A 12,974-nucleotide genomic window follows, 5' to 3' on the forward strand; every position below is an offset into this window, starting at 1 on the left:
GGTCTCAGCTGCGCACGGTCTTGATGGCGAGGCTGTCGAGGTAGGCCATCGGGTTCTCGGGATCGAACACCTTGCCGTCGAAGAAGGTTTCCAGCCCGCGCGAGGTCGAGGCCGGAATGTCGCTCGCCGCCACGCCCAGCTCCTGCGCGGCCTGGCGCCACAGGTCCTCGCGGTTCACCTTGCCCACCCAGGCCTTCATGTCGAAGTCGCGCGGCAGGTAGCCCCAGCGGATGTTCTCGGTGAGGAACCACAGGTCGTGGCTCTGGAAGGGGTAGGAGGCCTGGTCCTTCCAGTAACGCATCTGCTGCGGGCTGTTCTCGACCACGCGACCGGTGCCGTAATCGAAGTCGCCGCGCATGCGGTCGACGATGTCCTCGAAGGGGGCGTTGATCCAGCGCCGCTTGGCACAGATGCGCGCCACTTCCTCGCGGTTGGCCGGGTCTTCGCAGAACATCTGCGCCTCCATCACCGCCTTGATCAGCGCCTTGGTCGAGTTCGGATGTGCGTCGACATAATCGGCGCGCATGGCGAAGGCCTTCTCGGGGTGGTTGTGCCACAACTCGCCGGTGGTGTTGGCGGTGTAGCCGATGCCCTGGTTGATGAGCTGGCGGTTCCATGGCTCGCACACGCAGAAGGTGTCCATGCTGCCGACCTTCATGTTGGCCACCATCTGCGCCGGCGGCACGACGATGGTCGAGATGTCGCGCGTGGGGTCGATGCCGCCGGCGGCCAGCCAGTAGCGGATCCACATGTCGTGGGTGCCGCCGGGGAAGGTCATCGCCGCATTGACCGCCTTGCCGCTGGCGCGCTTGGCGGCGAGCGCGTCCTTGAACGCGGTGGTGTCGGTGCCGACCTTGAGATCCTTGTACTCGTTGCCCACCGAGATGCACTGCCCGGCCAGGTTCAGGCGGGCGAGGATGTACATCGGCACCTGCACGTTGTTGGCCGTCATCGCCCCGCTGCTGATCAGGTAGGGCATGGGGGTGAGGATGTGGGCGCCGTCGATGCCGTTGCGCTGCGAGCCCAGCACCAGGTTGTCGCGCGTGGTGCCCCAGGACGACTGCTTGAGCACCTCGACCTCGGTCATGCCGTGCTTGGCGAAGAAGCCCTTCTCGTCGGCGACGAAGAGCGGCGCGGCGTCGGTGAGCGCGATGAAGCCGAGCTTGGCCTTCTTTGTCTCGAGCGCGCCCCCCGCAGCCCGCGCCGTACCTGTCCACAGTCCGCCCATCATCGCTGCGCCGCCGAGCGCCATGGCACCGCGGATGAAGTGACGACGACTGACCGCTGCCTGCTTGATTGTCTTGCTGCCCATGATCGACTCCTGACTATGAACCACTGAAAGCAACAAGGCGCCCATCCCTGCCCAATTGGTATTGGCAATGGATGGACGCCTTTGTCCGGGATGCGACAGCCGCCGGGCTGCGCCTTGAGTCTCGAACCGCCTTTGGTTTCGCCTCGATCAAGCTATTGCAGGACTCGTGCCAGCTCTTGAATAAGGCCCCTATCTTTTTTAAATCATGGACTTGAAGCAATACTACTGGAGTGCCGAGTCATACATCCACGCACTGCTGCAGTGCAACAGATGGACATGGCGCACAGCCGCAGTGCGTTGCGCACCACGAGTACCCCTGCAGGCCGGACGCCTTACGCAACACGCAGGTTCAGCTGCGCGGCGGAAGCAGGTCGGACATCGCCAGCACGGCCTGGGCCACATCTACCAGGCGCCGCCCCTGGTTCATCGCGGTCCGGCGCAGCAGGCGATAGGCCTCATCCTCGGCCAGGCCCTGGTGCCGCATCAGCTCCCCCTTGGCGCGCTCGATGAGCTTGCGCTCGTCGAGCGCAGTACGCACCGCAGCCAGCTCGTCGTTCATCGCTTGCAGACGCTGCGCCTGCGCATGCAAGGCATCTACAATCGAACGCCGCAGGCGCGGCCCGAGGGCCTCCACCCCATCCTCCATGGGCAGCACACCGCTCGGCGACACCGGCTCGGGCTGCGCTGCGAGTGCGCGCAACAGGCTTTGCGGATCGTCCGGATCGGCCTGCAAGGCGGCGATGCGCTGCAGGCAGGCGGCGCGCAAGCCCTGCGCAAGCGCCGCCTCGGTGTCACGAATCAGCTCCAGGCGCTGCGAGCAGCAGGCGAACCAGGCCTGTGCCTGCGCGGGATCGAGCACCGCGCCCTGGGCGGCAGCCAGCAACCTGCGCCGCATGCGTTCGAGTTCGCCCATCGGCATCGCGGCCTTGGCCTGGGCCCAGGTGCCGAGCAGTTCAGTCGGACAGAAGGCCTCGAAGCGCTCGAAGCAGGCCTCCTGGGCATCGATCAGGTGGAGCAGGTCCTGGCCGCCAGCGGCCGCCGTGCTCGCAGCCGCCGCACCCGCCGCGAACGCCGCGGCGCCGGCTGCACGCTCCTGACCAGCATGCTCCTTGCCTTGCATGAGGTTGAACAGCGCCACCAGCAAGCGTGACACTGCCGGATCGGCCGCGACATCGGCCGCCTCGAACACGAGCGCCAGCAAGGCTGCAACCATGCGGTTGAAACGCAGCGTGGCATCTGCGGCCTTGCAGCGCCGGGCAGCGACCTCCGCGCGCAGTTCGGCCAAGCCGTCGAGCGCATGCAGCGCCACCGCAATCCGCGTGAACAGCCTTGCACCACCGGGCACCGCCACGATGGGCGCATCCTGACCGCCCTCGACCTGAGCGAGCCAGCTGCGCAGTGCAGCCTCTGCTTGTGCGCTGAGGGCAACGCAGGCTTCGCGCTGGGAGACGAACACCTCGCCACCGGAAGCCAGGAACAGGTTGGAAGCACCACGCTCGCCCTGCAGCCGATGCACGAGTTCGCTCACGGCCTGGACGAGGTCGCAACTGCGGGCAAGGTGTTCGAGGTCGTGGATCTCGCACTGTCGGGCAGCGGCGAGGAAGGCAAGCGTCGAGTTCATGAGCGGTTCCAGCAAAGGGCTGTTGGCAGGCCAGAAGGCGGAGAGACTACAAGCAACAACCGTGCAATGCACGCGTCACGCCCGGCCATACCCGCACGCGACAGCCGCCGCCGACCTCAGCCTTGCGCGCAAGCCCCCGTACAGGCGCCCTGCCGACGCCCCCGCCGCACACCCAGACCGGCGATGCCCAGGCTCAGGGACAGCGCCCGTCGCGGCGCAGCGATCAGGGCGCGATGCACCTGCACCAGGTCGGCTCCCGCAGCCAGACGCGCAGCCGCCTCGCGCACCGAGCCGACACCCCCCACGCTGATCAGGGCCGTGCGCTCGCCCACTTCCGCAGCGACCCTGGCGATGCGAAGCGCCGCTGGCATCGAATCCCCTTCAGCCGACAGCAGAAGGCCATCCGCACCCGCGTCGATCATATGGTGTGCCCAGCGCACGCCCCCCGCAGCAGCCAGCCAGGGCGCAGGCAGCTTGGCCACGAGGGCGAGGCGGATGGGACGCGCCAGGCGGTCGCGTACCTTGGCCAGTGCGGCCAGCAACTCGACGCACTGGGCTGGGGTGGCGCCACTGCGCCCCGGGTTCAGCACGACATAGTCGGCCGTGGCATGGCAGGCTGCAAAAAGGGCTTGCAGCCGTTCCAGCGCGTACCCTCCGCGCCTGGTGTCGCCCCTCCCTTCAAGACGCGGTACGAGCAGACTCAGACCATGCAGGCAGACACCCATCCGGCCGCCGCCCGCTGCCACATGCCGGCGCGCCGCAGCCACCCGCACACGGGGCGACGGACAGGCTGACGATGTCCGCAGGCTCCCCGTTTCGACGGCGCCCAGACCGAGTCGCGAGGCATTCTCCAGCAGCACGCCATGACGGTCGAAGCCGGCCGCGAGCAGCAGCGGCGAACCGAACCGCAACCCCATCACCTCGACCACGGACGCAGTCATGCCTCGGCCATGCACGACGCCGTCGGCGCGCGCAACCAACTCGGCCGGCTCAACCCCATGACGCGCCAGCCGCAGTAGCGACCAGCGTGTGCGCAAAGCGCGTGGACTCAGGGCCGGAAGCGTCATCCACGCGTCACTCAAGGTGCCTGGTGGCACCGGCCAGCCTCGCTGCAGGCGAAGCCGCTCAGCAGGCCTGCGAGCGCCGCCACCGCGTCGTCGGCGAGTCCGTTATAGAGGCTCAGGCGTACACCGCCGCGTTCGGGATGGCCACCCAGGTCGTGCAAATCCGTCGCGTCCGCAGCCGCGAAGAAGCGCCGGGCGGTCTCCTCGTCGGGCAGCTGGAAGCAGGGATTGACCTGCGAGCGCCAGGCGCTGGGCGCGCTCCAGCGATAGAGACCGACACCCTCACCGGCGGCCATGGCCGCGGTCACCAAGGCATGGCGGTGCGCGAGCCGGACCGCCATGGCCGCCACGCCGCCGGCCGCCTCGATCCAGTGCAACATGCGGTGGGCGACGAAGACCGGCAGCACCGGCGGCGTACACAGGCGGGACTCCGCCTCGGCCTGGGCGCCGTAGTCCATGACCCGCGGCGTACCTGCTCGGGCATGTCCGAGCAGGGAACGGCGGATGATCACCAGGGTGAGCCCCGGTGTGCCGATCGTCTTCTGCGTTCCTGCATAGCCGACGTCGAGCCGCTGCCAGTCGATCGCGCGGGTGAGCAGTTCGGACGTGAGATCGGCCACCAGCGGCGCCTGCGTAACCGGGAGCCGGGCGAACTGCAGGCCGTCGGCAGTCTCATTGGGCGTGACATGGACGTAGGCGGGGCGGTAGCCAACCGCGTCCTCCAGAACGGACATGCCGACACGCGCCTGCGCAGCCGCAGTCTCAGGCACGCCACCGCACCCCCACGCCGCCGTCAGCGCCGCCAACGCGAACACATGCACCGGGCAGTGGCGCCGCGCCTCGGCAATGGCCCGCCGCGACCAGTGCCCACTGTCGATATAGACTGCCCGCGCTCCAGTGTCTGCGCCGTACAGGTTCATGGGCACCAGGGCGAACTGCGTGCTCGCACCGCCCGCCATGAACAGGACCACGAACTCATCCGGGATCGCCAGCAGCCGGCGCAGGCATGCTTCGGTCTCGGCCTGCAGGCTGCGATAGGCCGATGTGGTGAAGGGCAGGCTCAGGATCGATCCCGGCCCCGGCCGGCAGGCCTCGGCCACCTCGTCCGCAACCGCCGTGGGCAGCGGTCCCGCCGCCGCGGAAAAACTGAACCCGGGCCGCGTACGCCAGGCCGCAAGGCCGGTGGGGACGCGCCCGGACACTGATGTCGACAGCTGCGGGTCAGGAGAAGAGCGCGATCCCATGCGTTCCAGCCCCCATCAGGAAGACCACCGGGATCGACAGCATGGTGTTGACCCGTGCCGACAGGAAGGTAACGCGGGAGCAGCGCAAGCGCTCGTCCAGCGGCGCGGGGACGAAGCCGAGTACGCGCTTCTGGTGCGGCCACAAGACGAACCACAGGTTGCACACCATGATCACCCCCAGCCAGACGCCCAGCCCGAGCGGCGCCAGGCTGCCCTGCAGGCTGAGTGCATCGAACAACCAGCCGCGCTCCCACAGGATCGCCAGGCCGGTTCCCAGCACCACCAGCGAGCCATGGCGGAAGGTGCCGTGCTCGCGCTGCATGAGCGCACGCTGGCGCGGGCTGTCCGGGTCGGACAGGTCGGCGGCGGTGAGCGGGACGTAGCGCGCGCGCGTGACCGCGGTGGCGTAGTTGTGTCCGACCCACACCAGTGCGCCAAGCACATGCAGCCAGCGCGCCACCGTCTCGAACAGGATCTCCATCGTCATCCGCCTAGCCCGACACGCGCAGCAGTAGCGTCAGCACTGCAGTGAGCACGACGCCATACGCCACCGTCACCACCGAGGAGTCAAACACACGCAGCAGCAGGTCAGACATCGGACGGCTCCACGACGGCAACGGCAAGGTCCGCGCGCCCCGCAGCGCCACAACCTCCGCCCGTGCCGCTGCCTTCGCCGAGCAGGCGCGAGTTGCGATCGTTGCGCAGCACGAGCGGCTGGATCCTGCGCCCGGGTGCGTGCGCCTTGGCGATCGCCTCGGCAATCAGGTGGTGGTGCGGCGAGCGCGAACAGGCGGGGTCGGTGTTTGCTGCGTCGCCGGTGAGCAGGAAGGCCTGGCAGCGGCAGCCGCCGAAGTCCTTCTCCTTCTCGTCGCAGCTGCGGCAGGTCGGGCTCATCCACTCGTCGCCGCGAAATTTCCGGAAGGTCGGCGACTCGTTCCACAGCCACGCCAGGCTCTTGTCGCGGATGCTGGGAAATTCCAGCCCCTCGATGACGCGCGCCTCCTGGCAGGGCATGGCAACACCGTCGGGCGCAATGGTGAGGTGGATCGAGCCCCAGCCGTTCATGCACGCCTTGGGGCGGCCCTCGTAATAGTCGGGGATGACGAAGTAGATCGTCATGCGGTCGCCAAGACGTTCGCGCGCGGCCTGGACCGCACGTTCGGCGGCCTGCAGTTGCTCGCGCGTCGGCAGCAGTTCGTCGCGATTGACCATCGCCCAGTTGTAGTACTGGATGTTGGCAAACTCGAGGTAATCGACGCCGATTTCCTCGGCCAGGCGCAGGATGTCCTCAACCTGGCCGATGTTCTGGCGGAACACCGGCACATTGAGCACCATCGGGAAGCCATGCGCCTTGATCATGTGCGCGACCTTCACCTTGAGGTCGTGCGCCCGCGCACCAACCAGGGTGTCGGTGAGTTCGCGCTCGCTCGACTGCAGCGAAAGCTGGATCTGGTTGAGGCCGGCGGCCTTGAGCGCGCTGAGGCGCGCCTCGCTCAGGCCGACACCCGAGGTGATCAGGTTGGTGTAGTAGCCCAGTGCGCGCGCATCGGCGACCAGTTCCTCGAGGTCGTCGCGCAGCAGGGGCTCGCCACCGGTAAAACCGAGCTGCAGCGCGCCCAGTTCGCGGCCTTCGCGCAGCACGCGCTTCCACTCGGCGGTGGACAGCTCTGCGGTCTCGTCGCGGGCGTAATCGACCGGATTGCTGCACCACGGACACTTCAGCGGACAGCGGTAGGTGAGCTCGAGCACCAGCCACAGGGGCTTGCCCTGCCCATCAAGCCTGACGACGGATCCATCCTTTGGCACGGAACACCTCCAGGAATTTGTAGACGCCCTCGGCCACGCGTTCCTCGTCGCCCGGGTAGCGCTGCTGCAGCTCGGCGACGAGTTCGGCGACGGTGCGTTTGCCGTCGCAGCGCTCGATGATGTCGCCGGCGGTCTGGTTGAGCTTGACGATGCCTTCCGGGTAGAGCAGGACATGAGCGTCCTGAGTGGGCTCCCAGCGGAAGAGATACATCGGGTTGAGCGCGTAGCGCTCGCCCGCGGCAGGCGGGCTGACGGCTGAGTCGTTCATGCGGGCATCCGCTCCGGGCAGGCGCCGGCCGGCCGCCCGCAGGCAGGCCGGGCGGCCGGACTTTCAGCGTACGTAGACGTAGGCGGTGACTTCGAAGCCGAGACGGATGTCGCAATAAGCGGGGTCGGTCCACTGCATGATGTGTCTCCTCTTGAATGATGGTGGCTGAACCGGCTTGTTTGCCGGCTCAGGGGCCATCATCCCGGTGACAGCAGCCGGCGGGATCCGCAGGATCGCGACCCCGCCATCGACGCGATCACCAGCGCGAACTGGCGAATATCATGATTCTTCCGCCACTGGCGCCGGTTTTGATGCAGATCAACGCAGAATCGGCACGACCTGGTCAATCGCCTCGACCAAGCGCTCACCCGCGGCATCTGCCCTGCCCTGCCAGCCATCGAAATGCAGCAGTTCGGGCAAGGGCACGCGCCTGAGCCAGCCGGCCGCCTCCAGTTCGGGGCGGGCATGGAAGTCGCGGACGTAGCCGATGCACAGGTAGGCGATGGGCACGATCTCGGGCGGAATGCCGAGCGCCTCACGCAGCGCCGGCGGGTGCAGGATGCTCACCCAGCCTACGCCGAGGTTCTCGGCCCGTGCCGCGAGCCACAGGTTCTGCACTGCACACACGGCGCTGTAGACGTCCATGGCGCCGATGTGGGTGCGGCCGATCACCACCGGGCCGTGACGGCTGCGATCGCAGGTGATGCAGATATTGACCGGCGACTCGAGGATGCCCTCGAGCTTGAGATTGCGGTAGGTGGCGCGCTTGCCCTCCTCGAACATCTGCTCGGCCTCGGCATGGGCGGCGAGGAAATCGGCATGGATCTTCGCGCGCACCGCGCGCGCGCGCACGACGATGAAATCCCACGGCTGCATGAAGCCGACCGAGGGCGCGTGATGGGCGGCCGTGAGCACGCGCGCCAGCACATCGTCCGGGATCGGGTCGGGGAGGAACTCGCCGCGTACGTCACGGCGGGTATGGATGGCGCGATACACCGCGTCGCGCTCGGCGCTGCTGAACCGAGGGTTGGCCTGGAAACGGGTGTCCTGCGGCGGTGCGCAATGCACCTGGGTCTGGCTGCTCATGAAGTAGTCCCCTTGTCGACGAGCAGTGGGCAGCCGCCGACCAGACGGCTGCAGGAAACACTTCGAGGCCGGTCTTCCGGCTGCGGATCATCTCGTCCGGACGCCTTCCCGATCCTGACGACCAGTGGCTGGGCGAACCTTGCCCGGACAATCCCCTTCACGGCGCTGGGCGCGCGGCGGATTGGCACCGCCTTCCCGATTCTCCCGCACAAAGCGCGGGCACCTCGAAGTCGAGAGGGCCAGATTCTAGCCACATGCCCGCCATCTCGCGACACCTGTGCGCTGGCTCGTGCCGCGGTATTGAGCCTGCCCCTTCGCTCCACCCTTCACGCCCCCTTCGCCGCCCGGCACGGTGCACCAGCTTGGTGACAGGCGCACCAACACAGTGCGCCAGGCGCATCTGCCATCGCGGCAGATCCAGTCAATCCGGGGCTTTCAAGGCGTTGAAGTGCATGGCACGGTCCGTGCTTATTGCAAACCAGCCCAGCACGCAAGGATGCGAACAGGGCTTGCCTCCGCCAACGCAGGTGGGGGCCGGCGGATACGAATACGTATGTCGCCGGCCATTTCCATCCGATGTCGAACCGCGTCCCGCGGAGGCCGTCATGCTTGAGCCGGACTCACCCCGTGCCCAGGTATCGCCAGGCCCAACGCGGGGCCGAATGAGTGATACCAGCATGAAGATCGTTCTCGTTGGCCATGGCATGGTCGGCCACAAGTTCCTCGAGGAACTCCGGCAACTGCAGATCCCCGGTGCGGAAGTCACCGTACTGTGCGAGGAGCCGCGGGTCGCCTACGACCGTGTGCACCTCTCCGAATTCTTCGCCGGCAAGACGGCGGAAGACCTCTCGCTGGTCGCCCCCGGCTTCTTCGCCGAGGCAGGCTTCACGCTTCGGCTGGGCAGCCGCGCGGCGGCGATCGACCGCCGCGCACGCACGGTGACGACGCAGGACGGCGTCACCCTGCCCTACGACAAGCTGGTGCTGGCCACGGGGTCCTATCCCTTCGTGCCACCGGTCAAGGGCAGCGAGCGCGACCAGTGCTTCGTCTATCGCACCATCGAGGACCTCGAGGCGATGAAGGCGGCTGGCGCGATCTCGCGCAAGGGCGTCGTGGTGGGCGGCGGCCTGCTCGGCCTGGAGTGCGCCAAGGCGCTGCGCGACCTCGGCCTCGAGACCCACGTCGTCGAATTCGCGCCCCGCCTGATGGCGGTGCAGGTGGACGACGAAGGCGGCCGCATCCTGCGCAACAAGATCGAGGCCCTGGGCGTGCAGGTGCACACCGAGCGCAACACGGTCGAGATCACCGACGGCCGCAGCGCCCGCCACCGCATGGTGTTTGCCGACGGTACCCACCTGGAGACCGACATGATCGTGTTCTCCGCCGGCATCCGTCCGCGCGACGAGCTCGCGCGCCAGAACGCACTGGCCGTCGGCGCCCGTGGCGGCATCGCGATCGACGACCACTGCCGCACCAGCGATGCGGCGATCCTCGCCATCGGCGAGTGCGCGGCCTGGCGCGACCAGACCTTCGGCCTGGTGGCCCCGGGCTACGAGATGGCGCGCATCGCCGCCCGCCAGCTGGCAGGTGACGCCCAGGCCGCCTTCGGCGGTGCGGACATGAGCACCAAGCTCAAGCTGATGGGCGTGGATGTGGCCAGCATCGGCGACGCCCACGGCAGGACGTCGGGCTGCCGCAGCTTCCGTTACGCCGACGAATGCAAGCAGGTCTACAAGAAGATCGTCGTCAGCGCCGACGGCAAGCACCTGCTCGGCGCAGTGCTGGTCGGCAACGCCGACGAGTACGGCACCTTGCTGCAGATGGCACTGAACAGCATCGCGCTGCCGGCCGACCCCGAGTTTCTGATCCTGCCCGCCAGCGACGGCAAGGCCAAACCCGGTCTCGGCGCCGACGCCCTGCCCGACAGCGCGCAGATCTGCTCCTGCAACAACGTGAGCAAGGGCCAGATCTGCGCGGCGGTCGGCGAAGGCGCAACCACCATCGGCGAGATCAAGGCCTGCACCAAGGCCGGCGCCACCTGTGGCGGCTGCGTGCCGCTGGTCACCCAGGTCATGAAGGCCGAGATGGCCCGCCTCGGCCTGTCGGTGAACAACCACCTGTGCGAGCACTTCCCCTACTCGCGCCAGGAGCTCTACCACCTGATCCGCGTCGGCGAAATCAGGAGTTTCGAGGACCTGCTCGCGCGCCACGGCCAGGGCCTGGGCTGCGACATCTGCAAACCGACGGCGGCGTCGATCTTCGCCTCGTGCTGGAACGACTTCGTGCTCAAGGGCGAGCTTGCCAGCCTGCAGGACAGCAACGACTACTTCCTCGGCAACATCCAGAAGGACGGTACCTATTCGGTGGTGCCGCGCATGCCCGGTGGCGAGGTCACGCCAGAGGGGCTGATCGCAGTCGGCCAGGTGGCGAAGAAGTACGGCCTGTACACCAAGATCACCGGTGGCCAGCGGGTGGACCTGTTCGGCGCCCGCGTCGAGCAGTTGCCAGCGATCTGGGAAGAACTGATCGCCGCCGGCTTCGAGTCCGGCCATGCCTACGGCAAGTCGCTGCGGACGGTGAAAAGCTGCGTCGGCAGCACCTGGTGCCGCTACGGCGTGGATGACTCCGTGGGGCTGGCGATCGAACTGGAGAACCGCTACAAGGGGCTGCGCGCGCCGCACAAGATCAAGTTCGGCGTCTCGGGCTGCACGCGCGAATGCGCCGAGGCCCAGGGCAAGGACGTGGGCATCATCGCCACCGAGCGCGGCTGGAACCTCTACGTGTGCGGCAACGGCGGCATGAAGCCGCGCCATGCCGAGCTGATCGCCTCCGACCTCGACAAGGCCGCCCTGGTGCGCCTGATCGACCGCTTCCTGATGTTCTACGTGCGCACGGCCGACCGCCTGCAGCGCACCAGTACCTGGCGCGACAACCTGGAGGGTGGCCTCGACTACCTGAAGGCCGTACTGATCGACGACTCGCTGGGCATCGGCGACGAGCTCGAGCGCCAGATGCAGCACGTGGTCGACACCTACCAGTGCGAATGGAAGACGGCGATCACCGACCCGGCTGTGCGCAAGCGCTTCCGCACCTTCGTCAACGATCCGCGTGCCGATCAGCGCATCGTCTTCGTCGAGGAGCGCGGACAGATCCGCCCGGCGCGCGCCGAGGAACGCCCCGCAATCGAGAACGCCGAGGTGGAAGCATGAGCCCCGCGAGGACAGCCCCCATGAGCAGCGAAGAACTGAACTGGACCGCCGTGTGCAAGCTCGGCGACATCCTGCCCGGCACCGGCGTGTGCGCGCTCGTCGATGAGCGCCACGTCGCCGTTTTCCGCATCGGCGACAGCGGCGTCCATGCCATCGACAACATCGACCCACGCTCGGGCGCGAGCGTGCTGTCGCGCGGCCTGGTCGGCAACCTCGGCGAGCACATCGTCGTCGCCTCGCCGCTGTACAAGAACCACTTCGACCTGCGCACCGGCGAATGCCTGGAGGCCCCCGAGCACTCGGTGCGCGCGCACCACGTCAGGGTGCGCGGCGACGAGGTGTGGGTCGCGCTCGCCTGACGCGGCCTCAGCCGCGCTGGCGGCGGGCCTCGAACAGACAGATGCCGCTCGCCACCGAGACGTTCAGGCTCTCGACGCTGCCATGCATCGGGATGCGCGCGAGCTCGTCGCAGGTGTCGCGGGTGAGCCGGCGCAGGCCGTCGCCTTCGGCGCCGAGCACCCAGGCGACCGGCACCTTCTGGTCGATGTCGTAGAGCGTCTTGTCGGCCTCGCCGGCGGCACCGACCACCCACACGCCGGCCTCCTGCATCTCGCGCAGGGCACGCGCGAGGTTGGTGACGGTGATGTAGGGAACGGTGTCGGCCGCACCGCTGGCGACCTTGACCGCGGTGGCGTTCAGCCCCACCGCGCGATCCTTGGGCGCCACCACCGCATGCGCCCCGGCAGCATCGGCCACGCGCAGGCAGGCGCCGAGGTTATGCGGGTCCTGCACACCGTCGAGCACCAGGATGAGCGCGTTCTCCTCCAGGCTGTCGAGCACGTCGGCGAGCTTGATGTCGCGCCGGGTGGCGTCCACCTTGGCCACCACGCCCTGGTGGCGGCGGGTGCCGACCAAGCCATCGAGCTTGTCGCCCTCGGCCTGGCTGATGCGCACGCCGGCGGCCTCGACCTGGGCAAGGAACTTGCGCACACGCGCATCCTTGCGGTCGGCCGACAGATAGACCTCGAGCACCGCATCGGGCGCGTGGCGCAGCTTGGCGGAGACGGCGTGGAAGCCGTAGATCAGCTTGGTGGGGGTGTTCTCAGGTGCTTTAGCCACGGTCGGTGCCCTTGGTGGTGGTCTTGCGGGCGGCACGTCGCGCCGGGGCCGCAGTCGGGGGCGCGGATTCTAACGCTTCGGCTGCAGGCGCGGCAGCGGGTTCGGCGACCGCCTTCTTCGCGCGCGTCTTGCGCGGCTTCGGCGCGACGGGCTCCGGACTTGCAGGCGCGGCCACGGGGGCGGCGGCCGGCTCGGCGGCGGCCTTACTTGCCCGTGACTTGCGGGGCGCGGGCGCGACGACCGCC

Annotated in this window: 12 protein-coding genes, 1 pseudogene and 1 riboswitch; of the genes and pseudogenes, 2 read left to right on the forward strand and 11 right to left on the reverse strand. The window is 68.2% G+C overall.

Features of this window, described 5'->3' with window-relative positions:
- Positions 1-4: 4 nt before the first annotated feature.
- From B447_RS16685 to bluB, 9 genes are all read right to left on the reverse strand, one after another.
- Positions 5-1,312, reverse strand: a complete 1,308-nt coding sequence (locus B447_RS16685) for a CmpA/NrtA family ABC transporter substrate-binding protein (RefSeq protein WP_002924726.1) — start codon at positions 1,310-1,312, stop codon at positions 5-7.
- A gap of 349 nt (positions 1,313-1,661) precedes the next feature.
- Entirely contained in the window at positions 1,662-2,933 is a 1,272-nt protein-coding gene (locus B447_RS16690) for a nitrate regulatory protein (RefSeq protein ID WP_002943014.1), read from the reverse strand.
- Between the two features lie 116 nt (positions 2,934-3,049).
- Positions 3,050-4,000: a dihydroorotate dehydrogenase gene (locus B447_RS16695; RefSeq protein ID WP_002943015.1), complete on the reverse strand. Its 951-nt coding sequence runs from the start codon at positions 3,998-4,000 to the stop codon at positions 3,050-3,052.
- An 11-nt stretch (positions 4,001-4,011) separates the two neighbouring features.
- Positions 4,012-5,199: a 3-phosphoserine/phosphohydroxythreonine transaminase gene (serC, locus tag B447_RS16700; protein ID WP_002943016.1), complete on the reverse strand. Its 1,188-nt coding sequence runs from the start codon at positions 5,197-5,199 to the stop codon at positions 4,012-4,014.
- Between the two features lie 19 nt (positions 5,200-5,218).
- Positions 5,219-5,722 carry a hypothetical protein gene (locus B447_RS16705; protein WP_002943017.1) on the reverse strand — a complete coding sequence of 168 codons (504 nt, stop codon included), beginning with the start codon at positions 5,720-5,722 and terminating at the stop codon, positions 5,219-5,221.
- Between the two features lie 107 nt (positions 5,723-5,829).
- Positions 5,830-7,047, reverse strand: coding sequence for a pyrroloquinoline quinone biosynthesis protein PqqE (gene pqqE / locus B447_RS16710; RefSeq protein WP_002943018.1), 1,218 nt, complete (start codon positions 7,045-7,047; stop codon positions 5,830-5,832).
- Positions 7,016-7,315, reverse strand: coding sequence for a pyrroloquinoline quinone biosynthesis peptide chaperone PqqD (pqqD, locus tag B447_RS16715; RefSeq protein WP_002943019.1), 300 nt, complete (start codon positions 7,313-7,315; stop codon positions 7,016-7,018). Before pqqD ends, pqqE begins: the two co-directional genes overlap by 32 nt.
- Before the next feature lie 63 nt (positions 7,316-7,378).
- The gene (gene pqqA, locus B447_RS22760; protein WP_198291826.1) at positions 7,379-7,516 is read right to left on the reverse strand and encodes a pyrroloquinoline quinone precursor peptide PqqA; all 138 of its coding nucleotides are present in this window, start codon (positions 7,514-7,516) and stop codon (positions 7,379-7,381) included.
- Between the two features lie 117 nt (positions 7,517-7,633).
- Positions 7,634-8,401: a 5,6-dimethylbenzimidazole synthase gene (gene bluB, locus B447_RS16720; RefSeq protein ID WP_002943020.1), complete on the reverse strand. Its 768-nt coding sequence runs from the start codon at positions 8,399-8,401 to the stop codon at positions 7,634-7,636.
- A gap of 49 nt (positions 8,402-8,450) precedes the next feature.
- A riboswitch (cobalamin riboswitch) is annotated at positions 8,451-8,643 on the reverse strand.
- A gap of 435 nt (positions 8,644-9,078) precedes the next feature.
- Between bluB and nirB the strand changes: the two genes are divergently transcribed.
- Positions 9,079-11,610 (forward strand): nitrite reductase large subunit NirB, encoded by a 2,532-nt coding sequence (gene nirB / locus B447_RS16725; RefSeq protein WP_037983038.1) that lies wholly within the window; start codon positions 9,079-9,081, stop codon positions 11,608-11,610.
- A 20-nt stretch (positions 11,611-11,630) separates the two neighbouring features.
- Positions 11,631-11,969: a nitrite reductase small subunit NirD gene (nirD, locus tag B447_RS16730; RefSeq protein ID WP_002943022.1), complete on the forward strand. Its 339-nt coding sequence runs from the start codon at positions 11,631-11,633 to the stop codon at positions 11,967-11,969.
- Positions 11,970-11,976: 7 nt separating this feature from the next.
- Here the strand turns inward: nirD and rlmB are convergent, their stop codons facing one another.
- Both rlmB and B447_RS22895 read right to left on the reverse strand, forming a co-directional pair.
- A complete protein-coding gene (gene rlmB / locus B447_RS16735) occupies positions 11,977-12,729 on the reverse strand; it encodes a 23S rRNA (guanosine(2251)-2'-O)-methyltransferase RlmB (RefSeq protein WP_002943023.1) in 753 nt (250 codons plus the stop codon).
- A pseudogene (locus B447_RS22895) lies at positions 12,722-12,974 on the reverse strand (hypothetical protein); the annotation flags it as partial. The pseudogene B447_RS22895 and the gene rlmB, both read right to left, overlap by 8 nt.

Origin of the sequence: Thauera sp. 27 (genome assembly GCF_000310125.2) — a bacterium.
GTDB lineage: Bacteria > Pseudomonadota > Gammaproteobacteria > Burkholderiales > Rhodocyclaceae > Thauera > Thauera mechernichensis.

What these genes read in the sequence shown, in the direction of transcription:
- pqqA (WP_198291826.1), bottom strand. Translation starts at nt 7,516, where the DNA reads ATGATGGCCCCTGAGCCGGCAAACAAGCCGGTTCAGCCACCATCATTC.
- pqqD (WP_002943019.1), bottom strand. Translation starts at nt 7,315, where the DNA reads ATGAACGACTCAGCCGTCAGCCCGCCTGCCGCGGGCGAGCGCTACGCG.
- bluB (WP_002943020.1), bottom strand. Translation starts at nt 8,401, where the DNA reads ATGAGCAGCCAGACCCAGGTGCATTGCGCACCGCCGCAGGACACCCGT.
- B447_RS16695 (WP_002943015.1), bottom strand. Translation starts at nt 4,000, where the DNA reads ATGACGCTTCCGGCCCTGAGTCCACGCGCTTTGCGCACACGCTGGTCG.
- B447_RS16685 (WP_002924726.1), bottom strand. Translation starts at nt 1,312, where the DNA reads ATGGGCAGCAAGACAATCAAGCAGGCAGCGGTCAGTCGTCGTCACTTC.
- nirB (WP_037983038.1), top strand. Translation starts at nt 9,079, where the DNA reads ATGAAGATCGTTCTCGTTGGCCATGGCATGGTCGGCCACAAGTTCCTC.
- B447_RS16690 (WP_002943014.1), bottom strand. Translation starts at nt 2,933, where the DNA reads ATGAACTCGACGCTTGCCTTCCTCGCCGCTGCCCGACAGTGCGAGATC.
- nirD (WP_002943022.1), top strand. Translation starts at nt 11,631, where the DNA reads ATGAGCAGCGAAGAACTGAACTGGACCGCCGTGTGCAAGCTCGGCGAC.
- B447_RS16705 (WP_002943017.1), bottom strand. Translation starts at nt 5,722, where the DNA reads ATGGAGATCCTGTTCGAGACGGTGGCGCGCTGGCTGCATGTGCTTGGC.